Origin of the sequence: Roseateles noduli, assembly GCF_050626985.1 — a bacterium.
GTDB classification, from domain to species: domain Bacteria; phylum Pseudomonadota; class Gammaproteobacteria; order Burkholderiales; family Burkholderiaceae_C; genus Roseateles; species Roseateles noduli_A.
Genome location: NZ_CP192463.1, coordinates 3,812,746 through 3,839,056, shown reverse-complemented (window position 1 = coordinate 3,839,056; position 26,311 = coordinate 3,812,746). Strand labels below are relative to the sequence as shown.

Annotated in this window: 24 protein-coding genes; 11 read left to right on the top strand and 13 right to left on the bottom strand. The window is 69.1% G+C overall.

Annotated features, from left to right (window positions below):
• Positions 1 to 62: 62 nt before the first annotated feature.
• Positions 63 to 1,160, bottom strand: coding sequence for a PepSY-associated TM helix domain-containing protein (locus tag ACQ4L4_RS16785; protein WP_431100069.1), 1,098 nt, complete (start codon positions 1,158 to 1,160; stop codon positions 63 to 65).
• A 34-nt stretch (positions 1,161 to 1,194) separates the two neighbouring features.
• A complete protein-coding gene (locus ACQ4L4_RS16780) occupies positions 1,195 to 3,393 on the bottom strand; it encodes a TonB-dependent siderophore receptor (protein WP_431100068.1) in 2,199 nt (732 codons plus the stop codon).
• A 108-nt stretch (positions 3,394 to 3,501) separates the two neighbouring features.
• Between ACQ4L4_RS16780 and ACQ4L4_RS16775 the strand changes: the two genes are divergently transcribed.
• Entirely contained in the window at positions 3,502 to 4,542 is a 1,041-nt protein-coding gene (locus ACQ4L4_RS16775) for an isocitrate lyase/PEP mutase family protein (protein ID WP_431100067.1), read from the top strand.
• Between the two features lie 86 nt (positions 4,543 to 4,628).
• Positions 4,629 to 5,672: an alpha/beta fold hydrolase gene (locus ACQ4L4_RS16770; RefSeq protein ID WP_431100066.1), complete on the top strand. Its 1,044-nt coding sequence runs from the start codon at positions 4,629 to 4,631 to the stop codon at positions 5,670 to 5,672.
• 40 nt (positions 5,673 to 5,712) lie between these two features.
• On the opposite strand, the gene ACQ4L4_RS16765 is transcribed toward ACQ4L4_RS16770, so the two are convergent.
• Entirely contained in the window at positions 5,713 to 6,411 is a 699-nt protein-coding gene (locus tag ACQ4L4_RS16765; RefSeq protein ID WP_431100065.1) for an NUDIX hydrolase, read from the bottom strand.
• 214 nt (positions 6,412 to 6,625) lie between these two features.
• Here ACQ4L4_RS16765 and ACQ4L4_RS16760 point away from each other — a divergent pair, with 214 nt between their 5' ends.
• The 4 genes from ACQ4L4_RS16760 (at position 6,626) to ACQ4L4_RS16745 (ending at position 11,722) form a co-directional block, all read left to right on the top strand.
• The gene (locus tag ACQ4L4_RS16760; RefSeq protein ID WP_431100064.1) at positions 6,626 to 7,507 is read left to right on the top strand and encodes a cysteine hydrolase; all 882 of its coding nucleotides are present in this window, start codon (positions 6,626 to 6,628) and stop codon (positions 7,505 to 7,507) included.
• A gap of 13 nt (positions 7,508 to 7,520) precedes the next feature.
• Positions 7,521 to 8,756, top strand: coding sequence for a nicotinate phosphoribosyltransferase (pncB, locus tag ACQ4L4_RS16755; protein ID WP_431100063.1), 1,236 nt, complete (start codon positions 7,521 to 7,523; stop codon positions 8,754 to 8,756).
• 216 nt (positions 8,757 to 8,972) lie between these two features.
• Positions 8,973 to 10,679, top strand: coding sequence for an NAD+ synthase (locus ACQ4L4_RS16750; RefSeq protein ID WP_431100062.1), 1,707 nt, complete (start codon positions 8,973 to 8,975; stop codon positions 10,677 to 10,679).
• Positions 10,680 to 10,696: 17 nt separating this feature from the next.
• A complete protein-coding gene (locus ACQ4L4_RS16745) occupies positions 10,697 to 11,722 on the top strand; it encodes an NUDIX domain-containing protein (protein ID WP_431100061.1) in 1,026 nt (341 codons plus the stop codon).
• 108 nt (positions 11,723 to 11,830) lie between these two features.
• Here ACQ4L4_RS16745 and pobA read toward each other — a convergent pair whose 3' ends face one another.
• Entirely contained in the window at positions 11,831 to 13,012 is a 1,182-nt protein-coding gene (gene pobA, locus ACQ4L4_RS16740; protein ID WP_431100060.1) for a 4-hydroxybenzoate 3-monooxygenase, read from the bottom strand.
• Positions 13,013 to 13,153: 141 nt separating this feature from the next.
• Here pobA and ACQ4L4_RS16735 point away from each other — a divergent pair, with 141 nt between their 5' ends.
• Complete coding sequence (locus ACQ4L4_RS16735; protein WP_431100059.1) at positions 13,154 to 14,071, top strand: helix-turn-helix domain-containing protein; 918 nt, start codon at positions 13,154 to 13,156, stop codon at positions 14,069 to 14,071.
• Positions 14,072 to 14,077: 6 nt separating this feature from the next.
• Here the strand turns inward: ACQ4L4_RS16735 and ACQ4L4_RS16730 are convergent, their stop codons facing one another.
• On the bottom strand, positions 14,078 to 14,545 hold the full coding sequence (locus ACQ4L4_RS16730) for a DUF1348 family protein (RefSeq protein WP_377160502.1): 468 nt from the start codon (positions 14,543 to 14,545) through the stop codon (positions 14,078 to 14,080).
• Between the two features lie 110 nt (positions 14,546 to 14,655).
• Here ACQ4L4_RS16730 and ACQ4L4_RS16725 point away from each other — a divergent pair, with 110 nt between their 5' ends.
• Complete coding sequence (locus ACQ4L4_RS16725; RefSeq protein WP_431100058.1) at positions 14,656 to 15,249, top strand: TetR/AcrR family transcriptional regulator; 594 nt, start codon at positions 14,656 to 14,658, stop codon at positions 15,247 to 15,249.
• A gap of 223 nt (positions 15,250 to 15,472) precedes the next feature.
• Positions 15,473 to 16,270: a fumarylacetoacetate hydrolase family protein gene (locus ACQ4L4_RS16720; protein ID WP_377160506.1), complete on the top strand. Its 798-nt coding sequence runs from the start codon at positions 15,473 to 15,475 to the stop codon at positions 16,268 to 16,270.
• A gap of 661 nt (positions 16,271 to 16,931) precedes the next feature.
• Here ACQ4L4_RS16720 and ACQ4L4_RS16715 read toward each other — a convergent pair.
• Complete coding sequence (locus ACQ4L4_RS16715) at positions 16,932 to 18,317, bottom strand: ATP-binding protein (protein WP_431100057.1); 1,386 nt, start codon at positions 18,315 to 18,317, stop codon at positions 16,932 to 16,934.
• Positions 18,314 to 18,922: a 2-hydroxychromene-2-carboxylate isomerase gene (locus tag ACQ4L4_RS16710; RefSeq protein ID WP_431100056.1), complete on the bottom strand. Its 609-nt coding sequence runs from the start codon at positions 18,920 to 18,922 to the stop codon at positions 18,314 to 18,316. Before ACQ4L4_RS16710 ends, ACQ4L4_RS16715 begins: the two co-directional genes overlap by 4 nt.
• 313 nt (positions 18,923 to 19,235) lie before the next feature.
• Between ACQ4L4_RS16710 and ACQ4L4_RS16705 the strand changes: the two genes are divergently transcribed.
• The gene (locus ACQ4L4_RS16705) at positions 19,236 to 19,982 is read left to right on the top strand and encodes a response regulator (protein ID WP_377160512.1); all 747 of its coding nucleotides are present in this window, start codon (positions 19,236 to 19,238) and stop codon (positions 19,980 to 19,982) included.
• 106 nt (positions 19,983 to 20,088) lie between these two features.
• Here the strand turns inward: ACQ4L4_RS16705 and ACQ4L4_RS16700 are convergent, their stop codons facing one another.
• Both ACQ4L4_RS16700 and ACQ4L4_RS16695 read right to left on the bottom strand, forming a co-directional pair.
• Positions 20,089 to 20,667 (bottom strand): thioredoxin family protein, encoded by a 579-nt coding sequence (locus ACQ4L4_RS16700; protein WP_431100055.1) that lies wholly within the window; start codon positions 20,665 to 20,667, stop codon positions 20,089 to 20,091.
• A gap of 126 nt (positions 20,668 to 20,793) precedes the next feature.
• Positions 20,794 to 21,444, bottom strand: a complete 651-nt coding sequence (locus ACQ4L4_RS16695; protein WP_431100053.1) for a TetR/AcrR family transcriptional regulator — start codon at positions 21,442 to 21,444, stop codon at positions 20,794 to 20,796.
• 90 nt (positions 21,445 to 21,534) lie between these two features.
• On the opposite strand from ACQ4L4_RS16695, the gene ACQ4L4_RS16690 reads away from it, so the two are divergent.
• Positions 21,535 to 21,897 carry a DUF3331 domain-containing protein gene (locus tag ACQ4L4_RS16690; protein ID WP_431100052.1) on the top strand — a complete coding sequence of 121 codons (363 nt, stop codon included), beginning with the start codon at positions 21,535 to 21,537 and terminating at the stop codon, positions 21,895 to 21,897.
• A gap of 162 nt (positions 21,898 to 22,059) precedes the next feature.
• Here the strand turns inward: ACQ4L4_RS16690 and ACQ4L4_RS16685 are convergent, their stop codons facing one another.
• The 4 genes from ACQ4L4_RS16685 to mdcG all read right to left on the bottom strand — a co-directional run bounded on the left by ACQ4L4_RS16685 (position 22,060) and on the right by mdcG (position 26,281).
• Positions 22,060 to 23,430 carry an SLC13 family permease gene (locus ACQ4L4_RS16685; protein ID WP_431100051.1) on the bottom strand — a complete coding sequence of 457 codons (1,371 nt, stop codon included), beginning with the start codon at positions 23,428 to 23,430 and terminating at the stop codon, positions 22,060 to 22,062.
• A gap of 158 nt (positions 23,431 to 23,588) precedes the next feature.
• Positions 23,589 to 24,530, bottom strand: a complete 942-nt coding sequence (locus ACQ4L4_RS16680; protein WP_431100050.1) for an ACP S-malonyltransferase — start codon at positions 24,528 to 24,530, stop codon at positions 23,589 to 23,591.
• A complete protein-coding gene (mdcB, locus tag ACQ4L4_RS16675; protein ID WP_431100049.1) occupies positions 24,527 to 25,549 on the bottom strand; it encodes a triphosphoribosyl-dephospho-CoA synthase MdcB in 1,023 nt (340 codons plus the stop codon). The genes ACQ4L4_RS16680 and mdcB overlap by 4 nt, the downstream gene beginning before the upstream one ends.
• Positions 25,550 to 25,600: 51 nt before the next feature.
• Positions 25,601 to 26,281 (bottom strand): malonate decarboxylase holo-[acyl-carrier-protein] synthase, encoded by a 681-nt coding sequence (gene mdcG / locus ACQ4L4_RS16670; RefSeq protein WP_431100048.1) that lies wholly within the window; start codon positions 26,279 to 26,281, stop codon positions 25,601 to 25,603.
• Positions 26,282 to 26,311 lie beyond the last annotated feature (30 nt).

The window sequence follows — 26,311 nt, the reverse complement described above, 5'->3', positions numbered from 1 at the left end:
GTCTCTGGCGGCTGAACCGGCTGAACCGGTAGAACTGAGCTGGCAGAGCCGGCAGAGTTGGCTCAACGCCGCCGGCGCCACCACAGCCACGTGCCGGTGACGCCCATGCCGAACAGCACCAGTCCGAGCGCGCCGGTGATCACGCGGTTGGCGAGGCCGAAGAGCTCACCCGCATGCAGCGGGTAGATCCACGCGGTGGAGCGCACGGCGAGGTCGAGGTCCTCCAGGCGCTGCTGGCTGAGCACGCGACCATCCACCGGATGCGCCCAGATCGAAGACAGCCCGTTCGGATGCGGATCGCCCGCCTGCTTGAAGCGCAGGCGCACCGGCCGAGTGTCCGCGGCACCCAGCTGGATGAAACCGAGCTGTGCGTCAGGCCAGCGCTTCCGCGCCTCGGCGACGATGAGGTCCAACGGAACGCGCTCTCCGTGCGCCTTGTCGATCTTGGGCGGCTTGGGCGCGGTCTCGCCGACCAGCGTGTTGAGCCAGCCGCCGATGGGCCGGTAGGCCATCCACGCGCCGCTCGCCACCGCCACGGCGATCAGGAGTCCCAAGACGGCGCCGGCGAAGCGGTGCAGGTCGAACAGGCTGCGCGTCGTGCCCTTGTCCAGCTTCAGCTTGAACGCGTGCTTCCACTGCGCCGCGTTCATCGGCCACCACAGGATCAGCCCGGTGATCAGCAACAGCAGATACGCCAGCGCCGTGAAGGCCAGCACCGCCTTGCCGGTGTCGCCGAGCAGCAGCTCGCTGTGCAGCTCGAAGACGAAGTTGGCGACGCCCTCCGTCTCGCCGCGCCGGCCCAGCTCGATGACGGTGGCCGGGTCCAGGTAAACCGTGCCCGCCCAGCCCGGCGAGCGGACCGCGACGCGCAGCGACTCGCCTTCCTCGCGGGGCGGACGGATCGTCATCGTCGCCTTCGGGCCGAATTCATCGGCCACGCGGCGTCGCAGCGTCTCGAACGGCGTGCTTGATGCGACGACGGCCGTCGCCGCGTCGTGAGCGGGCGCGCGGAAGAGCTCCGGATGCATGGCCTCGTCCAGCGGGCGCAGCACCGTCATCAGCGAACCGAGCAGCGCCGCCGCGGCGAGCAGCATTCCCAGCGTCAGCCCCATCCAGCGGTGCAGCCACATCCAGACGCGGCGCGCGGTCATCAGAGCCATGGTGCGTTGCTCCCGCGGTTCTGCGATCGGGCGATCAGAAGTCGACCTTGGCGGTCAGGCGCACCGTGCGCGGAGCGCCGACGCCCAGCAGGTTGTTGCCGGCCGTGCTCCAGTAGTCCTTGTCGGTCAGGTTGTCGACGTTGGCCTGCAGGTTCACCGCCTTGTCCATGACGCGGAACTGGTAGCGCGCGCCGATCGACAGCGTCTCGTACGCACCGACCCAGCCCTGGTTGAGGTTGTTCACCGCGCGCTTGCCGAAGTGGTACACGCCGGCGTTCAGCGACAGGCCCGGCACCATCGGCACGCGGTATTCGCCGAACAGGCTCAGCGTGTTCTTCGGCGTGTTCTCCGGCGACTGGCCGAGCTCGCCCGCGTTGCTGGTGCCGACGCGGGTGATCTCCGCATCGAGCAGCAGCGCGGAGGCCACGATCGCGAAGTCGCGCCCGATCTCGCCGCTGGCGGAGAACTCCAGGCCGCGATAACGCGCCTCGCCGCCGACCTGGAAGACGCGGTTGATCGTCGTCGTCAGCGCGCGGTCCGTCTGGAACACCGCCGTCTGCAGCAGCACCTCGCCCACGCGCGCCTTCACGCCCAGCTCGCGCTGCTTGCTCACGGCCGGCGCCAGCACCTGGCCGGCGTTGTCGGCGGTCAGCGGCGCGGTGCCGGTCTCTTCCAGGCCGCGCAGCAGGCTGCCGTAGACGCTCAGGTTCTTCATCGGCTTCCACATCACCGAGAAGTTGGGCGTGACCTTGTCCGCGCGATAGACGCTGACCGGCGCGGTGGGGCTGGTCGCCTCGCTGCGGTAGATCGTCTTGCGCAGGCCGGCCAGGAACTGCCACTGCTCGCCGATGGAGATGCGGTCGAAGGCGTACAGCCCGCGGTCGTTGATCTCGGACGGGAAGCCGGCCTGGCGCAGCGTGGGGGTCAGCTGCGCGATGTCGACCGGCGCGTACAGGTTCTGCGGCGCGGTCGCCGTGCCGCTCATCCAGCCGGCGGACTCGCGCCGGTTGTAGGTCGCGCCGAAGGTCAGCTCGTGGCCGATGCCGACCGTGTCGAAGCGGCCGATGGCCTCGACGCGGTGGTTCGTGTTGGTGTACTTCTGGCCCTTCAGCACGTTGACGCTGGCCGTGCCGGCGCCGGTCTGCGGGTTGTAGTTGATGAAGGTCGTGTTGTTGCGGTCGCGTTCGGTCTGGGCGCGGCCGGTCTCGACGCTCAGCACCCAGTCGTCGCTCAGCGCGAAGTCGCCGCGCAGCAGCACGTTGTCGGCCTGCGCGTCGTAGCGGGCCCATTCGGGCGCGAGGTTGGTCTTGTTGTCCGGCACGCGCGGCAACGTGATCACGCCGTTCACCGCGGCGGGCAGCTGGATGGCGGCCTGCTCGCTGGTGTTCTTGCGGTAGTGCTCGACGTCGAGCTTGAAGTTGGCCCAGGACGTCGCGCGCCAGTCGGCGGCCAGGGTCAGCACGTCGCGGTCGCCTTTGTAGCGGTCGATGCCGGTCTCTTCCTTGCTGGTCGCGGCGTTGACGCGGATGCCCACGCTGTCGTCCTCGCCGAAGCGCCGGCCGATGTCCATGTGGACCTTCGCGCCGCCGTGGTCGTTGACGGTGGTCGTGATCGACGTCACCGGCGTCGGGCCGGCGCGCTTGGTCACGAAGTTGACGATGCCCGACGGCGGCACCATGCCGTAGTACATCGACGAGGCGCCCTTCAGCACCTCGACCTGCTCCTTGTTCTCGAGCGGGATGTCGATCAGGTTGACGACGGGCAGGTTGCCGTTGAGGCGGTAGTTGCTGCGGTTCTCGACAATGATTCCGCGGATGGAGAGGTTGTCGTAGGTGGAGCCGCTGACCTGCGAGCGGGTCACGCCGGCGGTGTTCTTCAGCGCGTCGAACAGGCCCTGCGCGGCCTGCGCGTCCAGCAGGTCGCGCGACATGACGTTGTTGGTCAGCGGCACGTCCAGCGGATCCTGGTCCCGGAAGGCGCCGACGCGCACGGTGGTCGGCGCGAAGGTCTTCTTGCGCACGCCGGTGACGACCACCTCGTCCAGCAGCTTCTTCTGCGTGCCGTCGCCCGTTGCGGCCGCTTGAGGGGTCGCGGTCGAGGACTTCGCATCGGCGGCCGGCGCCTCGGCAGGCACGGTCTGCGCGCGGGCCGCGAGCGGCGCCAGCAGCGCCAGGACGGACAGGGAGATCAGGGACAGGCGTGGCGCGGAGGCGCGGAAGGCGTGGTAGGACATGGGGTGGGGACCGGGGGACGAGGAACGGGGACCGGGGACCGGGAGAGGGGGGGGAGGGGCAGGGGGAGATCGGGCATTCAGCGTAACGCGACACGTTATCAAATGCGAATGGTTCGCAACATTGTGGTTGGGGCTGAGGGTGCGCAGGCCGCGCGATCTGCCCCCGTTCGGAGCGGAATGCCGGAAAACCGTGGCGTCGTCGCCACCCTTTTGGAGGTAAAGGGGGAGATGGGGCGCCACGGGCGCGACGGAGGAACAGGTCCGATTGCTGCCAGACGGCGGCAGCAGCGCGGCCTAGCATCCGTCGTCTGTCCCACCGAGGAAGCCGCCATGAGCACCGTGTCGACCCCCGACGAACCCACCTCCGAGACCCAGGCCGCGAAGGCCGCCGCGCTGCGTGCCTTGCACGAAAGGCCTGACCCCTTCGTGATCGCGAACGCGTGGGACATCGCCTCGGCGCGCATGTTGGAAGCGGCGGGCTTCGCGGCGCTGGCGACGTCGAGCGCCGCGGCAGCCGAGGCCGTCGGACGCCGCGACGGCCAACTCACGCGGGAGGAGACGCTCGCGCACATCCGGCTGCTCGCGGGCGCCACGCCCTTGCCGCTGAGCGCCGACCTGGGCAACGGCTTCGGCCATCGACCCGAGGACTGCGCGCTGACGATCCGCCTCGCCGCGGAGGCGGGCGCGGTCGGCGGTTCCATCGAGGATTCGTCCAGCGAGGGCGGGGCGCCTATCCTCGACTTCGATCTCGCCGTCGAGCGGGTGGCCGCCGCGGTCGAGGCGGCGCGCGCGTTGCCGTTCCCCTTCCTGGTCACGGCGCGCTCGGAGAACTTCCTCCACGGCATCAACGACCTCGACGACACGATCCGCCGCCTGCAGGCTTTCGAACGCGCGGGCGCCGACGTGCTGTTCGCGCCGCTGCTGCCGGACCTCGATGCGGTGCGCCGGGTCTGCGCGTCGGTGACCAAGCCGGTCAATTTCATGGCCGGCATCCCGGCGCGATCGTTCACGGTGCGCGAACTCGGCGAGGCCGGCGTGAAGCGCGTGAGCCTGGCGATGTCGCTCTTCCGGCATGCGATGAAGGCGGCACGACTGGCCGCGGAGGAGATCCGCGATCACGGCAGCTTCGGCTATCTCGATCAGCGTTGAAGCCCCTGAGAGCTGCACGCGGGGAGAGAGGGAACGACACTTGCCCGCCTCGGCGCGCCGTTCCGTCGCCACTGGAGTTCCCCGTGATGAAGACCTTGTCCGCCGCCGCGCTCGCGGCATTCGCCCTCTGCACATTCAGCGCGAATGCGCAGAGCGCCCCGCCCACGAAGAGCGCGCTGTCGGCGCAGGACGCGCCCGCCTACGGCGCGCGCCTGGAGGGCTTCGACTACCCGCATCCGCAGCAGCGCTTCAAGCTGACCTCGCAGCGGCAGGCGCTGGAGATGGTCTACATGGACGTCGCCCCGACCGGTCAGCCCAACGGCCGGACCGCGGTGCTGCTGCACGGCAAGAACTTCTGCGGCGCGACCTGGGAGCAGACGATCACCGTGCTCACCGGCGCGGGCTATCGCGTCATCGTGCCGGACCAGATCGGTTTCTGCGCATCGAGCAAGCCCGCCGGCTACCAGTTCAGCTTCAACCAATTGGCGGCCAACACGCAGGCGCTGCTGCAATCGCTGGGCATCGCGAAGGCGACGGTGATCGGGCACTCGATGGGCGGGATGCTCGCGATGCGCTTCGCGCTCGCGTATCCGACGCAGGTCGAGCAACTGGTTGTCGTGAACCCGCTGGGTCTCGAGGACTGGCAAGCCGCCGGCGTGCCGTACGCGACCATCGATCAGCTCTACGCGCAGGAGTTGAAGACGACCGCCGAGACCATCAAGGTCTACCAGCTGCGCTTCTATTACAACGGCCAGTGGAAGCCGGAGTACGACCGCTGGGTGCGCATGTCCGCCGGCCAGTACGCGGGGCCGGGGCGCGAGCAGGTCGCGTGGAACCAGGCGCAGACGTCGGAGATGATCTTCACGCAGCCGGTGGTGCAGGAGCTGCCGCGGCTGCAGGTGCGCACGCTGCTGATGATCGGCGGCAAGGACCGCACCGCGCCCGGCGCGGTCCGCGCGCCCAAGGAGATCGCGGAGAAGCTCGGCGACTACGCGACGCTCGGCCGCTCGACGGCGAAGATGATTCCGGGCGCGTCGCTGATCGAGTTCCCGGCGCTCGGGCATTCGCCGCAGGTCGAGTCGCCGAAGGAGTTCCATGAGGCGCTGCTGAAGGGGTTGAGCGCGCGGTGAGCGTGTTGATCAAGGTCAACACACTGGGCGGCTCTTGCTTTCAGCCGACCGCCAGATTGCTCGGCACCGTCTTCAACGCCGGCGCGTGCGCCTTCTTCCGGAACAGCTGCGCGGGCCGGTGGCTCCCGCCGCTGGTGAACGCGCCGGGGATCTCCTCGATCACGTCGAGCTCCTCGATGCGGCGGCGGAAGCCGCGCTTGTCGAGCTCGGCACCCAGCACCTGCTCGTAGGTGCGCTGCAGCTCGCCGAGCGTGAACTCGGCCGGCATCAGGTGCACCGGCAGCGATGAGTACAGCGTCTTCGAGCGCACGCGCTCGACCGCCGTGCGCAGGATCTGCGCGTGGTCGAAGGGCAGGGAACGCAGGCTGTCGACGGCGGCCCAGCGGAAGCGTTCGTCGGCGCTGGGATCGGCGTCAACCGTTGCCCGTGTGTCGACATCCACCGGCACGACCGCGTAGTAGCTCACCGACAGCGACCACCCGCGCGAGTCGCGATGCATGCCCGAGAAGGTCCGGAGCTGCTCCAGATACGGAGACACGAGACCGGCCTTCTCGCGAAGGATCCGGGCGGCCGCATCGTCGGCGTCCTGGTCCGTGTCCGTGTGCACCCAGCCGCCAGGCAGCGTCCACGCGCCGAGCGCCGGCGCCTTGTCGCGCTGCGCGAGACCCGCATGCAGCGCACCGTCGCGCAGCGTCAGCAGCACGATGTCGACGGTGACGATGGGGCGTTCGAAGTCCACGGCGTTCTTCTTCTTAGTGCGGAAAAGCACGAATTATGGGCGGCAACGATTCAAGACGTCAAACCGCCGCCTTGCACGCATCCTGGAATCAATCGCACACCGCGCTACACCTCGTTGCACCGTGGGACGTGTCACGCCCATTCACTTAGTGCAAACAAGCACGAAGTGGGATATGCTGGCGCCACGACATGACAAAGACGGAATCGGAACTCTCATGACCCAGCGCCTCCAGCAACCCCTGCAACTGCTGATCGTCGATCCGCAGAACGACTTCTGCGACATCCCCGGCGCGACGCTGCCGGTGACCGGCGCCGACGCGGACATGAAGCGCCTGGCCGCGCTGGTGGACCAGGCCGGCGGCGCGATCGCGGACATCGTCGTGACGCTGGACTCGCACCCGGTCTATGCGATCGAGCGGCCGGCGTTCTGGCAGCAGCCCGGCGCTGACGGCGCTGACGGCACTGATGGCGCTGACGGCGCGGCCGGTGCGCCGCAGCCGGTCGCACCGTTCACGCAGATCAAGGCCGAGGACGTCCGCGCCGGCTGCTTCGCTCCGCGCGATCCCGCGTTGCGCGATCAGGTGCTGGCCTACCTCGACGCCCTTGAGGCCAGCCCGAAGAAGTACATCCTGATGGTCTGGCCGACGCACTGCGTCGTCGGCACCTGGGGCCACAACGTGCATGGCGAGCTCGCCGCCGCGCTGGGCCGCTGGGAGGCCGCGCGGCTACGCACGGTGGAGAAGGTCCTCAAGGGCCAGAACCCGCTGACTGAGCAGTACAGCGCCGTGCGCGCCGAAGTGCCGATCGCCTCGGACCCACGCACGCAGACGAACCGCGCGCTGGTCGACCGCATCGTCGACTTCCCTGGCCTGACCTTCATCGCCGGCGAGGCCAGCAGCCACTGCGTCGCGGCGACGGCGGAAGACCTCTTCGCCGAGATGAGCGCCGAACGGCTCGCCCGCATCGTGCTGATCGAGGACGCGATGAGCCCCGTCGGCGGTTTCGAGGCCGGCGGGACGGCCTTCGTCGACCGCGCCCGCGCGCTGGGCGTGCGGACGATGACCGCGGCACAGGCGCTCGGCCTGCTGTCGGCCTGATCGGAGCGATGTCATGAACGACGCCCCTGTCATCCGCTCGCTGCTGGAGACCGATCTCTACAAGTTCACGATGTGGCAGACGCTGCTGCACGCGTTCCCCGCCAACGACGCCGAGTACCGCTTCGTCTGCCGCAACACGCCGGTCTTCCCGCTGAGCGAGCTCAGCGACGCGGTGAACCGCGAGCTGGACCACCTCTGCACGCTAAGCTTCAGCGATGAGGAACTCGCATACCTCGGCGGCCTGCGCTTCATGAAGTCGGACTTCATCGACTTCCTGCGGATCTTCCGCTTCCAGCGTCGCTTCATCGACGCGCGGCCGGGCGAGGGCGCCGAGGCGGGCCAGTTGGTGATCGTCGCCAAGGGCCCGCAGGTCCACGTGATGGCGTTCGAGATCTTCGTGCTGGCCATCGTGAATGAGCTGTACTTCCGCCGCCTCTGCGCGGGCCGCGAGGAAGAGGTGCTGGCCGAAGGCCGCGCCCGGCTCGCGGCAAAGACGGTCCGTCTGCGCGACTACGCGGCGGCCGTGCCGGGCACGCTGGGCGACGACGCCTATCCCTTCGAGTTCTTCGATTTCGGCCTGCGCCGCCGCTTCTCCGGCGACTGGCACGACGAGGTGGTTTCGACGCTGAAGCGCGAGATCCCGTCGGTCTTCAAGGGCACGTCCAATGTCGAACTGGCGCGTCGCCACGGTCTGATTCCCATCGGCACGATGGCGCATGAATACCTGCAGACCTACCAGGCGGTGGGCGTGCAGTTGAGGCTTTCGCAGAAGGCGGCGTTGGAAGGCTGGGTGCAGGAGTTCCGCGGCGACCTCGGCATCGCGTTGACCGACGTGATCGGCATGGACGCGTTCCTCGCCGACTTCGACCTGTACTTCGCGAAGCTCTTCGACGGCCTGCGGCATGACAGCGGCGATCCGGTCCTGTGGGGCGAGAAGGCGCTGGCGCATTACGCGAAGCTGCGCATCGACGCGCGCACCAAGCGGCTGGTCTTCAGCGACGGCCTGAACTGCGACGAGGCCTTCCGCCTGCACACGCACTTCGCGCGGCGCGTGCCGGTGGGCTTCGGTATCGGTACGCACCTCAGCAACGACCTCGGTCCGAAGCCGCTGAACATCGTCATGAAGCTGGTCCGCTGCAACGGCCAGTCGGTCGCCAAGCTCTCGGACGCGCCCGGCAAGACGCTGTGCGACGACCAGACCTTCCTCGATTACCTGCGGCAGGTGTTCAAGGTGAAGCAGGTCGGATGACCGCAGCCCTCACCCCCACCCTCTCCCGCAAGCGGGAGAGGGAGCAAGAGGAAGCTGCCGCACTGCCACCGCCGCTGGCCCTCACCCCCACCCTCTCCCGCAAACGGGAGAGGGAGTCCGACCGGCGCCCTGCTTACCCCCTCTCCCGCTTGCGGGAGAGGGCAGGGGTGAGGGCCAGCGGCGGATGAAGTACTGAAACCCTCAAGGAGCGAAGTCATGCTCAAGATCACCCTGGCCCAGATCAACCCGACGATCGGCGACCTCGACGGCAACCTCGCGCTGCACCTGGATGCGGCCCGGCAGGCGCGCCACGACGGCGCGGACCTGGTCGTCTTTCCCGAACTCTCGCTGACCGGCTACTACCCCGCCGACCTGCTCGACGACGAGGACTTCCGCCAGCGCCTCGACCGCGCGATGACGGCCTTGCTGGCCGCGACGCGCGAGGTCGGATCGCTGCACTGGGTCGTCGGCGCGCCGACGCGCAATCCCGGCGCGGGCAAGGCCTTCCGCAACTCGCTGCTGGTGATCCGCGACGGCGAGGTGCTGCTCGAGTGTCACAAGCAGCTGCTGCCGACCTACAACGTCTTCGACGAACGCCGCCACTTCGAGCCCGGCCCGGACGTCGCGCGCGTGCTGCGGATCGGCAGCACGCAGGTCGGCTTCATGATCTGCGAGGACGGTTGGAACGACGACGGCAAGGACTATGCGGTCAACCCTTTCCAGCGTCTGGCCGATGCGGCGCCGGACCTGATCGTCTCGATCAACGCGAGCCCGAGCAACGTCGGCAAACGCGAGCAGCGCCACGCGGTGTTCCGCGCCGCCTGCTGGCGGCATCGGCTGCCGCTGGTGTTCGTGAACCAGGTGGGCGGCCATGATCAGCTGGTCTACGACGGCGCGTCCTTTGCGATCGAACCGGAACCGGGCGTGGTCTTCGAGGCCGAGCGCTTCGAGTCGCACATCGTCACGCTGCGCTTCGAGACGGATCGCGGCCTCTTCTCCTCGCGCGATGGCGGTGCGCTGCCACCAGCCAGCGCCGGGCTCGACACGATGGCGTTCTACCGCAGGCAGATCGTGCTCGGCCTGCGTGACTACGCGCGGCGCTGCGGCTTCGATCGCGTCGTCGTCGGTTCATCCGGCGGCATCGACTCGGCGCTGACGCTGGCGCTCGCGGTGGAGGCGCTCGGCGCGGACAAGGTCGCGGCGATCACGATGCCGTCGAGGTTCTCGTCGTCGGGCAGTGTCGACGACTCGAAGGCCTTGTGCGACGCGCTCGGCATCCCGCTGGACGTCTGCCCGATCGAGGACATCGTCCGGCAGGTCGGCGACACCATGGCGGGCAGCACGTTGGGACTTCGGCCCTCTGGACTCGCGCTGGAGAACCTGCAGGCGCGCGTGCGCGGCACGCTGCTGATGACCGTGTCCAACGCGCAAGGCCATCTGCTGCTGACGACCGGCAACAAGAGCGAGATCGCGGTCGGCTACTGCACGCTCTACGGCGACACCAACGGCGGGCTGGGGCTGATCGGCGACCTCTACAAGACGGAGGTCTTCGCGCTCAGCCGGCACCTCAACGAGACGGCCGGCCGGGAGATCATCCCGGCGGCGATCCTCGACAAGCCGCCCAGCGCCGAGCTGGCGCCGGACCAGCGCGACACCGACAGCCTGCCGCCCTACGAGGTGCTGGACGAGGTGCTGAAGGTGTTGATCGAAGGCGAACGGCTGGCCGACGACGAACGCACCGCCGCGGAGGCCGCGGTCGCAGCGCTGCGCGGCAGCGACGAAGGTCAGGCGCTGATCGCCCGGATCAAGGGCATGATCGCCCGCAACGAATACAAGCGCCGTCAGGCGCCGCCGATCGTGCGGCTGCGCGCGCGGGCCTTCGGCAGCGGCCGGCAGTTGCCGATCGCGGCGAAGCACTATTGAGAACAGGAAGGACCTTCATGACTCGCAAGACCGTCGCCGTTGTCGTCGGCCGCTGGCAGCTGGTGCACCTCGGGCAGGAGGCGCTGTTCCAGGCGGCCTTCGGCCTCGCCGACGAGGTGATCGCGGTGCTGGGTTCCTCCTACAAGGCGCGCGATCCGCGCAACCCTTTCGTCCATGAGGAGCGCCGGCAGATGCTGCTGGCCAACCTGACGCCGGAACAGCAGCAGCGGCTGCACGTGCTGCCGGTGCGCGACTACTTCGACGACAAGCGCTGGAATGCCGCCGTGATGATGGGCGTGCGCGCCATCGCCGGCGAGGACGCGGACATCGTGCTGGTCGGCCATCAGAAGGACCACACGAGCTACTACCTCAACAATTTCCCGCGCTGGCGGCAGCAGCTGGTGGAGCGGCTCGCCGACGTCGACGCGACGGCGATGCGCCAGGTCTTCTTCGAGGCCGACGATCCCGACGCCGCGCTGACGGTGATGACGCCTTACGTCAGCGCGCCGGTGCGGGCGTGGCTGCAGGCCTGGAGCCGCCTGCCGGAGTACCGCAGGCGCAAGGCCGAGCATGCGGCCATCGCCAGCTATCGGAAGAAGTACACGGCGGTCGCCTACATGACCGGCGACGCGGTGGTGACGGTCGGCGACCACGTGCTGCTGGTGCGGCGCAAGGGGCCGTTCGGCGAGGACCTCTGGGCGGTGCCCGGCGGCCACCTCGACCGCGGCGAGAAGCTGGTCGCCTGCGCGATCCGCGAGCTGATCGAGGAGACGCGCTTCCCGCTGCTGCCGGCGTCGATCCTGGCGGCGCTGCACGGCGTCGAGACCTTCGAGGATCCGCTGCGCAGCGCGCGGGGCCGCCTGATCACGATGGCGCACCACTTCAAGTTCGGCGAGATGGGCACGCTGCCCGAAGTCCTCGGCAGCGACGACGTCAAGGAAGCGCGCTGGTTCCACCGCGACGAGCTGGCCGCGATGGAGTCGCAGCTCTTCGAAGACCACTTCGTGATTCTCGACCACTTCCTCAACATCATCGAAGACTGACCGACGCGGCCCCGCTCGGGGCGCCTCGCGTCGTTGCAAATCCTCGCCATAGCGCTGCTATGGCTCCGGTTTGCGCCTAGCGATGCACCCCGATCGGGGCCGCGTCGGCTACAGCGGCAGGCCGACGTAGTTCTCGGCGAGCGCTCGCTGCGCGGCTTCGGATCCGAGTACGTAGTCCAACTCTGCGGCCTGCAATTTCGCCTGGAAGGCGGGCTCCTGGTCGAAGTTGTGCATCAGGCTGGTCAACCACCAGGAGAAGCGCTCGGCCTTCCACACGCGGGCGAGGCAGCGCGCGGAGTAGTGATCCAGGCCGGCATCGCTGCGCTCCCGGTAGTGCTCGATCAGCGCCTGCGACAGGTAGCGCACGTCGGACGCCGCGAGGTTGAGCCCCTTCGCGCCGGTCGGCGGCACGATGTGCGCCGCGTCGCCCGCGAGGAACAGCCGGCCGAAGCGCATCGGCTCCGCCACGAAGCTGCGCAGCGGCGCGATGCTCTTCTCCAGCGATGGACCGGTGACCAGCGACTCCGCCGCTTCAGGATCGAGCCGCCCGCGCAGTTCGTCCCAGAAGCGGGCGTCGCTCCAATCCTCGACGCGCTCGGTGAGCGGCACCTGCAGGTAGTAGCGGCTGCGCGTCGCCGAGCGCATGCTGCACAGGCTGAAGCCGCGCGCGTGGCGGCTGTAGATCAGTTCCTCAGACACCGGCGGCGTGTCGCTCAGCAGGCCGAGCCAGCCGAACGGGTAGACCTTTTCGTAGAGCTGGATCGCGCCCGTCGGAACGCTTGCGCGGCAGACGCCATGGAAGCCGTCGCAGCCGGCGATGAAGTCGGCGGTGATCTCGACCGGCTCGCCGTGGATCGAGCAGCACGCGCGCGGTGTCGATGAGTCGAAACCTTCGATGCGGACCTCAGCGGCCTCGTACAGCGTGGTCAGACCCGCTTCGGCACGCGCTTCCATGAGATCGCGGGTGACCTCGGTCTGCCCGTAGACCAGCACGGTCCGTCCGCCGGTGAGCGCGCGCAGGTCGATGCGATGGCGCACGCCGTCGACGGCCAGCTCGAAACCGTCATGCACCAGCCCCTGCGCATGCATCCGCGCGCCGACGCCGGCCTCGTCCATCAGGTCGGCCGTGCCTTGTTCGAGCACCCCGGCGCGGATCCGCGACAGCACGTGGTCGCCGCGCTGTCGTTCGACGATGACGGTGTCGATGCCGGCCCGGTGCAGCAACTGGCCGAGCAGCAGCCCCGACGGTCCGGCGCCGACGATGAGCACCTGCGTGCGTAAGGTCTTCATGGGATCGAGGCGCTGCGCCGAAGGCCTTCTTGCGAGGCATTGCGGCGAGGCCGTGGTGTTGTCTCCGATGAGTCGGAGCCTACGGGCCGACCGCAGGACGGTGAATGGACGAGTCCGACCTCGGCTTGCACAATCCGAACCATGATCATCGATAGCAAGCCGCGCCGGTCTCCCCGTCGACAGGGGGCGACGCCCGTGTATTCGCTCTACGGCGAGGATGGACGATCGTCGGCGCTGGACGGGTTGCATTTGGAGTCGATCGCCGATCGCAGCCGCTTGCACAATTGGGAAATCCAGCCGCATCGCCATGGCGCGCTGGTGCAGCTGCTGCTGATCGAACGCGGCCGCGTGACCGTGCGCATGGACGAGGAGGAACGGGTGCTGCGCGCACCGGCGCTGGTGTGGGTGCCGGCGCTGGCTGTGCACGGCTTCCGCTTCGCGCCGGAGACGGAAGGGCTGGTGGTCACGCTGGACCAGAGCCGCCTGCGGGACCTGCTCGACCACCTGCCCGAACTGCTGGACAGCCTGTCGGAGCCGCGACTGGTCGCGCTCGATCGCGGCGCGACCGTGACGCGCGCGCTGTTCGCGGTCGGCCACGGCCTGCGCGAGGACTACGCCGGCGCCGGCGCCTGGCGCGGTCCGTCGCTGGACCATGCGGTCGCGCTGCTGGCAACCCAGGCGGCGCGCTTCGACGCCGCGGAAGGGATGCACCACGCGGCCGGTGAAGGACGCGCGTTGCAGCACCTGACCCGCTACCGCGACCAGGTCGAGCGCCACTACCGCCGTCAGCCCGCGGTGGCGGAACTGGCCGAACCGCTGGGCATCACGCCCACGCAGCTGAACCGGCTGTGCCGCCGGCACCTGCAGTGCTCGGCGCTCGCGGTGCTGCACCAGCGCGTGCTGCTCGAAGCCAAGCGCGAGCTCGGCTACACGAACCTGATGGTCCGGCAGATCGCCGATGGGCTCGGCTTCGCCGACGCGGCCTACTTCACGCGCTTCTTCCTTCGCCACACGGGGCGCTCGCCCAGTGCGTGGCGGGAGGAAGTCGGCGGACGCTGACCGATTTCAAAGACCCAGTTCAGTCAGCCCGGGATGGTCGTCCGGACGCCGTCCCTGGGGCCAGAAGAACTTCCGGTCCTCGGCCTTGATCGGCTGGTCGTTGATGCTCGCGTGGCGATGCGTCATCAGGCCTTGCGCGTCGAACTCCCAGTTCTCATTGCCATGGCTGCGGAACCAGTTGCCGGCGTCGTCATGCCATTCGTAGACGAAGCGCACGGCGATGCGGTTGCCGTCGAAGGCCCACAGCTCCTTGATCAGGCGGTAGTCCAGCTCACGCGCCCACTTGCGTTCCAGCAAGGCCTGCGCCTCGGCGCGGCCGCGCGGGAACTCCGCCCGGTTGCGCCATTGCGTGTCCGGGCTGTAAGCCAGCACGATGCGCGCCGGGTCGCGGCTGTTCCAGCCGTCTTCGGCCAGGCGGATCTTCTGGATCGCGGTCTCGCGGGTGAACGGGGGCAGGGGCGGGCGGGTGTCCATGGTCTAGGTCCTCTCGTCGATGGGTGGAAAGTCGGGGCGACTCATGTAGACAGGTCTGTCTACTCGTTCCGATTCTGGCGGATGTAGACAGGTCTGTCTACAATGATCGGATGAACGACACCGACCGCAGCGTGGATATCGGCGAGCTGCCCGCCCGCGAGCGCATCCTGCGCACCGCGCACGACCTGTTCTATGCCGAGGGCATCCGCGCGACCGGCATCGACCGCGTGATCGCGGCGTCGGGCGTCACGAAGGTCACCTTCTACCGGCACTTCCCAAGCAAGAACGACCTGATCCTGGCCTACCTCGAGCTGCGACACGGGCGATGGATGGACTGGTTCACCGGCGCGCTGGAACGCCACGGCGGCGCGATGAAGGGCGCGGCGGCGCTGGTGCCGACGATGTCGGAGTGGTTCGGCGGACAGGCGCTCGGCGACTTCCGCGGCTGCGCCTTCCTGAACGGCGTCGGCGAGATGGGACCGAGCCTGCCCGAGGTTGTCGACGTGACCCGCCGCCACAAGCAGGACATGACCGATGCGATCACGGCGCTGCTGCCCGCGTCGCGGCAGCGGAAGAAGATCGCCGCGGCCCTGTCCATGGCGGTCGATGGCGCGATCGTGCAGGCGCAGTACGCGGAGGATCCCGCGCCGGTGCTGAAGAGCCTGCAGTTGATCGTGGACCTCGCCACCGGCAGCGCCGTCTGAGCTGGCGAGCGGCGTCGCTCTGACGCCCGACCGGCGCCCGGGCGACAGCCGACGGCAGGCGTCGCGGCAGCGGGTGACGTCGGCGTGCGGGTCTCGCCCCCGGCGTCCGACTTCGAGGGGAAACGCGGAAGCGTCGACGGGGACCGGCGCCTACGCTCCATCGGCCGCGGCTGTCCGCCAGGGGCGGGCCGCGTCGGAGCACTCAACCTAGAAGGAGACCGCGATGGACCGACGTTCCCTGCTCAACACCTCGGCGGCGATGGCTGCCGGCGCCGTCGCTGGCTGCGCGCTGCCCGGCCAGGCCGATCCGGCGTCCGCGACGGCGAAGACGCCGTTCGACGTGCCGCAGACGACGATCCCCATCGTCGGCAGCGACCAACGCTTCCCGGTGCGCCGCATCTACTGCATCGGCCGCAACTACGCGGCGCACGCGCGTGAGATGGGCAGCGACCCGACCCGCGAGCCGCCGTTCTTCTTCCAGAAGCCCACCGATGCGATCCAGAACGTCGCACCCGGCACCGTCGCCGATCACCCGTATCCGACGCTGACGAAGAACTATCACTATGAGTGCGAACTGGTCGCCGCGCTGAACAAGGGTGGCCGCGACATCACGACGGAGCAGGCGCTCGACTGCGTCTTCGGCTACGCCATCGGGCTCGACATGACGCGCCGCGACCTGCAGCGCGGCATGGGCGACCAGAAGAAGCCGTGGGAGATCGGCAAGAGCTTTGACCGCTCGGCGCCGATCGGTCCCATCCATCCGGTGGCCCGGCTCGGCGGTCACCCGTCCAAGGGGGCGATCTGGCTCAAGGTCAACGGCCAGACCAAGCAGGATGCGGATCTGAGCCAGATGATCTGGAGCGTCGCGGAACAGATCTCGCAGCTGTCGCGTGCCTTCGAACTCAAGCCCGGCGACATCATCTACAGCGGCACCCCCGAGAACGTCGGCCCGGTCGTGAAGGGTGACGTCATCGACTGCCACATCGACGGCCTGCCGAACCTGGGCATCCGAATCGTCTAGCCACCATCCAGCCCAAGTCCCCCACGCCTCCCACGCACCTCCAGCGCATCCCAAGGCCCGCGACCAGTGAGCCTCGCTGGGGCCGGAATGAGGCTGGGGGTTCCCGGAGGGATGCCCCCTGCCTCGTGGAGTGCCCGCGCTTGGCCCCGCGCATGAACGGGACGGGTGGCGAGCGAGGGGAGCTGCCTCATTCCGCAGCATTGCAAGCATTTCCCTGCCACGACAAGCACTTGCAGCATCCTTGCCCGGGCAGCCAACAGACTTGTCCACAGAGGCCGTGGACAGTCTGACGGCCCGGTGCACAACCGGTGGGCACTGTGAGCAACTGCGGCGAGGGAACGAAGTTTGCCCACCCCGCCGGCCGGTCGAGTCAAGCGCTGATGGTCACCAACCGCCCGCGCCTCGACGGTGCCTCGTTTTGGAGCACGGAAAGTTTTTCCCTTTTACAACAACGGCTTACGTCGCCCCTGCAGAGGCAGCCAACAGACTTGTCCACAGTTCGCAGGGACAGTCTGGCGGCGGGCAAAGCGCGCTTCGGATGGCCCGTCCGGATCATTGCCTCATTTCGCGGCACTGCAATGAATTCCGTGACGAATCAACGGCTTGCAGCATCCCTGCCCGTTGAGCCAACAGAGTTGTCCACAGAAGCCGTGGACAGTGTTCAAGGCAGCGAGGCCGGGAGGGTGAGGCGGGCTTCGAGCCCCCCGCCGGTCCGGTTGTGGAGGGACAAGCTCCCTCCCATGGCGGTGGCGAGCTGCAGCGCGATCGCGAGGCCGAGGCCGGTGCCGCCTGTGTCGCGATTGCGTGAAGTCTCCAGCCGGTGGAAGGGTTTGAACACCGCCTGCAGCTGGTCTTCGGGAATCCCGGGACCCCGGTCCAGCACCGCGATCGTCAGGCGAGGGGTCGGGTCTTGCGCGGCGCTGCGCGTGACCTGGATCTCGGCCTGTCCGCCGAACGCCAGGGCGTTGTCCAGCAGGTTGACCAGGATGCGCTTGAGCGCCTGCGGCTGCGCCATGATCGGCGCCCCGGCCTCGCCGCTGAGCGTCACCGCTTCGCCGGCGTCCTCGTAGTCGCCGACGATGCTCGCAAGCAGCGCGTCCGCGTCCAGGCGGGCGGGCACTTCGGAGGTGCCATGCAGCGTGCGCGCATAGGTCACGCCTTCGCGGACCAGCAGGTGCATCGCGTTCAGGTCATGGCGGAACTTGTCGCGCAGTTCCTCGTCGTTCATCAGGTCCGCGCGCAGCCGCATCCGCGTGATCGGCGTCTGCAGGTCATGCGAGATCGCGGCCAGGATCTCCACCCGTTCCGCCGTGTAGCCGGCGATGCGCTGCTGCATCGCGTTGAAGGCACGCGCGGCGTGCGCGACTTCGGCGGGGCCTTCCTCCGGGATCAGCCGCGGCGACAGGTCCGGACCGAGGTCGTCCGCCGCCGAAGCGAGTGTCTTGAGCGGACGCGTCACCAGCCGCACCACCATCCAGCTGCACACCGCCAGCACGATGAGCTGCGCGCCCAGCACCCACATCACCCACTCGGGAACGGGCATGTCGACGCGGCGCGCGTGCACGGTCACCGCCGATCCATCGCTGAGGCGCACCAGCAGTTGATAGCGTCTGGCGCCGAGCTGCACGACGCGCTCGATGCGGAAGGGTTGCATCGCCTGCGTCAGCGCGTCGACGAAGGGCCCGTTGAAGTCGGTCCGCTCCACGGGGCCGGCTTGCGGGTCGATCTCGTCGGCGAGGGCGAAGCGGTAGTTCGGGCGCTCGAGCCGGTCCAGCCAGGCGCCGCGTTCGGCCGCGGGCAGGCGGTCCAGCACGGCGACGCCGGTCGCGATGTCGCGTTCGACGCCGGACATCATCAGCGCCCGCAACGCCATCGAACGCTCCTGGCGGATCGCGACGTAGGCCATCGCCTGCGCGATCGCGATGCCGAGCACCATCAGCCAGAACACGCGCGCGAAGAGCGTGCGGGGGCCGAAGCGGCGCTTCGGCGTCGGCGTGGAGGCCGGTCCGGGCGCGGGCGCGCGTGTCGAGGCGGGCACGGTGCTCATGCGCGGTCGGCCGCCAGCGCGCGCTCGACGAAGTCCAGGCGGTCCTGACCCCAGAACAGCTCGCCGTCGATGACGTAGCTCGGCGCGCCGAACAGGCTGGCGTCGATGGCGCGCTGCGTGTTGGCGTCGTACTGCGCGCCGATGTCGTCCTCGGCGGAGCGCGCCAGGCGCTCGGCCGGCAGACCCTGCTCCGCGAGGATGGCCGTCAGCGTCGCGTCGTCGGCGATGTCGCGCTGTTGCTCCCAGACCGCGCGCAGCAGCGCGCCGGTCACGCGCATCGCGGCGTCCGCGCCGTCGGCCTGGTCGACCGCGATGATCAGCCGCGCGGCCTTGTGCGGCGCGACCGGGAAGCAGGCCGGCTCGACGTTCATCGGCATGCCCAGGTGCTGCGAGAAGCGTCGCAGCTCCAGCAGGCGATAGGCCTGGCGCTGCGCGGGGCGCTGCGGCAGCGGCAGTCCGCCGGAGACGGCGAACAGCTTGAGCAGGTCGACCGGGATCAGCCGCACGGTGGCCCCCGCGTCGCGCGCGATGGCGGCGAAGCGCTCATGACCGAGGTAGGTCCAGGGACTGTGCGGGGCGAAGAAGTAGTCGATGACGCGGCTCACGAGGATCTCCAGAACATTGGGCGGACGACGTTCACCAGGATCTCCGAAGCGTTGGAGAAACGGCGAAGGCAAGAGGCCCTTCCTGCTCCCTCTCCCGCTTGCGGGAGAGGGCGGGGGTGAGGGCCAGCGGCGGTGGAAATGCTGAATCCCGCAGGCAGGGTTATAGGCGCGGGCGGCGCGCTTGTGGGCGCCTTTGTATTGGCGTGTATCCGTGTCCCGCACCGGAGACACAACATTGCCTGGCCGTACCACCGGCGGCCCCGGGCCCGGTACATTGCGGCTCATCCCGTTCGATGCGTTCCACCGAATCCCCATGCAGACGTCCGCCCCCACCCAGGATCATGTGTTGATCGTCGACGACGACCGCGAGATCCGCGAGTTGCTCACCACCTACCTGACCCGCAACGGCCTGAAGGTGACGGCCGTGCCGACGGGCCGGCACATGCGCATTGCGATGGAGACCGGCACGCCGGTGGACCTGGTGATCCTGGACCTGATGCTGCCGGGCGAGGACGGCCTGTCGCTGTGCCGCGACCTGCGCGCGGGCAAGCACAAGGCGACGCCGGTCATCATGCTGACCGCGCGCGGCGACGAGGCGGACCGGATCCTCGGGCTGGAGATGGGGGCCGACGACTATCTCGCCAAGCCCTTCGCGGCGCGCGAGCTGCTGGCCCGGATCAAGTCGGTGCTGCGGCGCGCGCGGATGCTGCCGCCCAACATGCGCTCGACGGACGAGTCGCCGCGGCTGGCCTTCGGCGAGTGGGTGCTCGACACGATCGAGCGTCACCTGATCGACCAGCAGGGCACGGTGGTGCCGCTCAGCGGCGCGGAGTACCGGCTGCTGCGCGTCTTCCTCGACCATCCGCAGCGGGTGCTGAGCCGCGATCAGCTGCTGAGCCTCACGCAGGGGCGCGAGGCGGAGCTCTTCGAACGCTCCATCGATCTGCTCGTGAGCCGCATCCGGCAGCGGCTGCGCGACGATGCGCGCGAGCCGAAGTACCTCAAGACCGTCCGCAGCGAGGGCTACGTCTTGTCGATGGCCGTCGAAGGCCGCGACTGAGCGCGGCGCCGGAAGGCGGCGACTCGTCCTTGCACATGCTCGCCGTAGCGCTGCTACGGCTGTGCCTTGCGCCTGGATTCGCCACCTTCCGGCACCGCGCGCCCGATCACGAAGCTTGCTTGAGCAGCGCCTGGATCTGCGCTTCGGTCTGCTGGTACTGGCCCTCGCCGAAGTGCGAGTAGACGATCTTCCCCTGCTTGTCGATGAGGTAGATCGCCGGCCAGTAGCGGTTGTTGTAGCTCTTCCACGTCTTGAAGTCGTTGTCCTGCGCGACGGCGTGGCGGATGCCCAGGCGCGCGATCGCGTCCTTGAGGCCGGCGGTGGAGCGCTCCTCCTCGTACTCCGGCGAATGCACGCCGACGACCACCAGGCCCTGGTCCTTGTACTTCTCGTGCCACGCTTTCACGTAGGGCAGCTGGTTCAGGCAGTTGATGCAGGTGTAGGTCCAGAAGTCCACCAGCACGACCTTGCCGCGCAGTTCGTCGATCTTCAGCGGCGGGCTGTTGATCCAGTTGTCGATGCCGGTGAAGGCGGGCGCGGGTTTGCCGGCCATGCCGGTGCTGCCGAAGAGCGACGCCGCCGCCGCGTCGGAGGTCATCGGCGGCAGCGAGAACGCCACCGCCGCCACGGCGGAAGCGCCGGCGAGCAGCAACGGGAAGAGGGAACGTCGGGTGGTCGGTCGCATGGGGAATCCTTTCCAGGCTGGCAGCGGAATGCTGCGATGGAGCGGATTCTTCGGGGACCCGTCGATCCGCGATACGGCTTTCGTATGCCTGTGTATCCCGCCCGGGAAGGAAAGACGATCCGATGCTCAGCGCAACAAATGCAGCGTGATGCCCGTGAGCTCGCGCTTGAAACGCGCCGGGTCATCGGGCAGCGTCGACACGGCGCGCATCACATGCGCGTAGGCCACCGTCTTGCTGATGCCGTTCATCAGCACCGAGAACAGCAGCGCCGGCTCGCAGCGGTGCAGCTCGCCGGCGTCCATCGCGTCGCTGAACAGCGGCAGGCAGACATCGTGGAAGGGCCGCACGATCGTGTCGACCAGCACGTTGAGGCGCTCGCCTTCCTCGGTCGCGGCGGTGGAGAAGAAGATGCCGATGTCGGGATGTTCGAACACGCGGTCGATGAACGACAGCATGCAGTGCTCGACGCGTTGCCGCGGCCCCAGCGCGACATCGCTGCGCAGGTCCGCGGCCGTCCGCAGCATCGGGTCCATCAGCACCCTGATCTGCTCGACGACCGCCAGCCACAGCGCCTCCTTCGACCCGAAGTGATGCGCGATCAGCGCCGGGTCCACATCGGCCTGGCGCGCGATCTCGCGCACGCTGGCGGCTTCGTACCCCCGCAGCGCGAAAATCCGCCGCGCCGTGCGCAGCAGGTTGTCCGCGCCTTGCGCACAGTCCGCGCTCGGCCGCCCGCGGCGCCGTGGCGCCCTGGCCGCCTTCGGGGTCTTGTTCATCGGGAGGGCCGCCTTTGTTATATTCATCACGCGTTGAATTATTTCAGGCTTTCACGCCGGATTGTCGGCGGATGAGAAAGGCGGTGTCGCATGTATAGGGATCTCGCGAGCGATCCGTCCCGGGACGGTTGGCTGCGCACAGTGGCGTGGCTCGGCAACGGCGGCGTGCCCCATGCGCCGCAACCCGCAGTCGCTCGACACGTGAAGGCAGCCCCCACCATCCACGTGCTCGATCGGCCGACACCACGCACCGCCGCCATCTCCTGGTCCGATCCAGGCGCCTGCCATTACGGCTATCAGATCTGGGACATGGTGCCGTCCAAGCGCGACGGCATCTGCGTGCTCACCGGCTCCACCATCCGCATCGGCGAAATGATCTACACGCCGCGCGTTGATGAGCCTTCACCCATCAACGCGGGCGAGATGATCGCGGCAGCGTACGTGGACGCTTGAGACCGCAGCGGACGAGCTTGGCCGGAGCCGGCGGCTCACGCCTCGCTTGGCGCGCCAACTCGCTCCGCTCGCCTTCGGCTCTCTTCGCTCAGGCAGACGGCGCTCAAGTCAGTTCTGGAACGCTCGGCTTCGCCGCCGGCTCCGGCCAAGCTCTTCGAAACATCACAGCACCACGAAGAGGAACCAGACCACCACCGGGGCGATGACCGTCACCGCGGCACCGTAGAGCAGCAGCAGGCGGAAGAAGCGGTCGCGGTCCATGCCCTTGGCATTGGCCAGCACCAGGGCACCGTTCGTGGAGAACGGACTCACGTCCACGATCGTCGAGGACACCGCCATCGCAGCGATGAAGCCGATCGCCATCGTCGAGTTGTCGCCCGTCAGGAAGGGCACACCCAATGGAATCAGCGAGCCCAGCACCGCCGTCGACGATGCGAAAGCCGAGACCACCGCGCCGACGAAACACAGCAGCAGTGCCGCCATCATCGGCGACGTCAGATTCGCGACGCTGTGGCCCACGTACTCGATCGTGCCCATCTTCTCCATCACGCCCACATACGTGCTCACGCCGACGATCAGCATGATCTCCGGCCACGACACCTGGCCCAGCGCACTCTTCTGCAGCCGCGGCTGCATCAGGCTCAGGACCAGACCGATCGTGATCGACACGAAACCGATGTCCAGCTTGTAGCCCAGCGTCAGCACCGCCAGCAGCAGCAGGCCCAGCGCCGTGATCACCTGGTGCGGACCGGTCGTCTTGAAGGTCTGCGTCTGAACCTGGCCCAGCATCGAGGACTTGCTCGACGCGACGCGGCGACCCTCGCCGTAGGAAGCCGCCTCCGCATCGCCGAAGACCTGCGGGCCGCCCTGGGCGCGCGCGACCGGCGGGATAGGCGCGAGCTCCCCGTCATCCGCGACCCGGCCGCGCCGGATCAGCTGCAGCCCGCCGAGCGCGATGAAGAGCCCCAGCGACACCGCGAAGTTGACGCCGAAGCTCGCCAGCATCGTCGTGATCTCGCTCAGGGGCAGACCGGCCTTGGCGACGATCTTGTTGGTGATGCCGCCGTAGATGCTCATCGGCGAGAAGCCGCCCGCCTGCGCGCCGTGGATCACCATCAGGCCCATCATCAGCGGGTTGATGCCGTGGCGCGCGGCGAAGCCCAGGGCGATGGGCGCGATGATCGCGACCGCCGCCGGGCTGACCGCGCCGACCGAGGTCAGCAGCGCCGCGACCAGGAACATGATCCACGGGATCGCCGCGATGCGGCCCCGCACGGCCCGCACGGCGAGCCGCACCAGCCAGTCGATGGTGCCGTTGTTCTGCGCCAGCGCGAAGAGGTAGGTGATGCCCGCCAGCGTCAGGAACAGCTCCGCGGGGAAGCCGGCCATGATGGCCTTGGCGCTCATGCCGGCCACCAGCGTGCCGACGAGGAACGCGCCGACGAAGGCCAGCACCCCCATGTTGATGGGCAGGGCCGTGGCCACGATGAACATGGCCACGAGTGGAAGGATCGACATCCAGTGAATGCTCATCGCTGTCTCCTGTTGTGACGGTCCGGCATGTCGGGCGCCGGCCGCATCGTTTCTCGATGGAACGCACGGTATCGACCGCGCGACGGCGCTTCAATCAAGCTCGCGCGCGGACCGTTACGCGCGCCGCAACGATCGAGGGAGAACCCGCGCCGCGCGCCTCACGGCGCGGAACGCTCGATCCAGGCGAGCACGCCGTCGAGCGTGCGGAACTCGTCGGCCGAGCGCGCGGGAATCGAAGGATGCCGCTGCTGCCAGAGCCGCGCCAGCGCTTGGCCGCCGCCGATCTCCAGTACGCAGGACGGCCCGCGCGCGGCGAGCTGATCCATGACCTCGTCCCACTGCACCGTGTGGGCGATCTGGCGGGCGAGGCCGGCGCGCGCCTGGTCGGCGGTCCAGACGCGGTTGGCGTCGCTGTCGAAGAGCGCGAGCGTCGGATCGCGCACATCGGTCTTCGATAGCGCCGTGCCGAACGCTCTCGCCGCGGATCGCATCAGCGACGTGTGCGACGCGACTGAGACGGCGAGTCGCGTGCAACGCGCACCACGTGCGGCCAGCGCCGCTTCGGCGGCATCCAGCGACTCGTCGCCCAGCGGCCCACCGATCACCACGGAGTCGTCGCCGTTGCGGATCGCGATGCTCACGGACGTTTCGACCAGAAGGGCATCGACTTCGGTCGCCGCGAGGCCGGTCACGCCGCAAAGGCCACCTGGGCGCGCCCGGCTCGCGTCGTCCATGAACGCCGCGCGTTGAACGGCGAGCCGGATCGCATCGTCAGCGTCGAGCACGCCGACCGCCGCGCAGGCGGCGAGCTCGCCGACGCTGTAGCCGGCGACGCCATCGATCTCGATCGAAGCGGACACCAGCCGCGGCGCGATCTGTGACCACGCGGCCAACGCGGTCGTGGTGATCAGCACCTGCGCATTCGCGTTCTTGCGCGCCCATGCGGAATCGGCGAGCGCCGCTCGCCAATCCGCGACGTCCAAGGTCTCGCGCATGACGGATAGCAGCGCCATGGTGGACGGCGATGCATCGTCACCCAGCCACGGCAGCATCGCGGGATGCTGGTTCCCCTGACCGCTGAAGACGATGGCGACGCTCACGGCGAGGGCACGAGTACGGGCGAGTCGAGTGCGCCGAGTTCGCCGAGTGCGCCGAGTGTGTCGACTGCGTGGAGCGCGTCGATCGGGGCGAGTGCCACGGCGGCGTCGATCGCACCGAGGCGCCGCATCCAGCATACGGCGGCCAGCATGTCGGCGGCACCGCCGGGGGAGAGCCGGCGGGCCTCGAAGTCGGTGGCGATCGCATCGGCGCGGGCGAGCGCGTCCGGTGCCGAGGCGCCGCCCTGGTCGAGGAACCCGCGCGCGGCGCGCTGCGCGAAGCGCAGGCCGTCCAGCCCGCCGCGATGCGCGAGGTTGCTGTCGTCCAGCGTCGCCATCAGGTGGAAGAGCGTGTCGAGCTGTGCGCGCTCGCGCGGGAGTCCGCGCGCGACGGCGGACCGCATCGCGGGCACGGCGGTCTCGAAGACCGCGGGGAAGCCGAGCGCGGCCTCCTCGGAGGCGCTGCGCAGCCCGAGCTGCCGTGCCGCGGTGCCGCCCGGCAAGGTCGAAGGCCGCAGCGCGCGCTGTGCCAGCGCTGCGCCCCATCGCTCGATCAGCGTCGTGCGAATCGTCTCGGGCGTCAGTCGCCGATGACCGGCGACGACGGCGCCGGCGGACGCGCACAGCAGCCCCAGCAGGAAGATCGCGCCGCGGTGCGTGTTGATGCCGCCCGTCGCCTCGAGCATCCGGGCCTCGGCCTCGATGCCGGCGCGCTCGAGCGCCGGGAAGTCCGCGTCCATTGCCCCCAGGTGGGCGATGCGGACGAAGTACCGTCGCAGCGACGAGATGCTGCGCATGAAGGTCCGCGCATCCATGTCGCGATGGCTGCCGCTGCTCGTCAGCGTGACGAGGCCGGGCTTGGGCGATAGCGCCAGTTCGTCATGCAGCGCGACCGCGGCGGCGCGCCCGATGTCGCTGGCGGTCAGCCCTCGCCCGGCAGACGCGGGGCGACGGTCCGAACGCCACACGCTGTGCCACGCGCTGTGCCACGCGGAGCCGTGGGCCAGGACCTGCCTGTTCATCGTGTCCTCCTGGACCGGGCGGCCTTCATGTCGCGCTTCCATGTCCCGACCTCACGCGGCTGCCTTGACGTCGCGGACGATCTCGCCGAGCGCCGTCGCGAGCCGGCTGCCGCCGATGGACTTCACCAGGATCGAGCGCACGCCGCCGGCGCGCCACGTGAGCCATTCGCGCCAGGACACGGCGTTGTCGCCGTCGAAGACCAGCTCGCCGTCGAGCCGCAGGCCGGGAACCGCCGCGTCCGCCAGCAGCGCGGCGACCTGGTCGGCCTGTTCGGCGTCGGTGACGGCGACCCACAGGTCCGCGTCGGAGTCGACCCGCACGTGGCCCATCGCCGACAGCGCCTGCCAGCCGAAGCTGCCGTAGACGCGCGGCTGCACACCGCAGGCGTGCGTCGCACGGCACAGCCCGTCCCACGCGGCGCGGGCCGGCGCGGGCAGCAGCTTGGCGACGGCGCGCGCGGTGGGGAACTCGTCGAAGAACATCACCTCGCCGCGTGCGACGCTCACGCCGATGCGGCGCGACTCCCAGCGCAGCGGCGCCGACAGCCCCATGGCGATCCACGCCGGATCGGTGCCCGCGTCGCAGCGCTGCTGCGTCACCACCAGCGGCAGGCCGCGCGCGGCCCACAGCGTCAGGCATTCCCGCTCGGTGGCGTCGTGCGCGATCGCGCGCAGCCGCTCCCACGCGGCGGGCGTCAGATGCACGAGTTGATGGCGGTGCAGGCGGGTCATGGCGGTGTTCTGTTCAGAAGCGATCCAGCT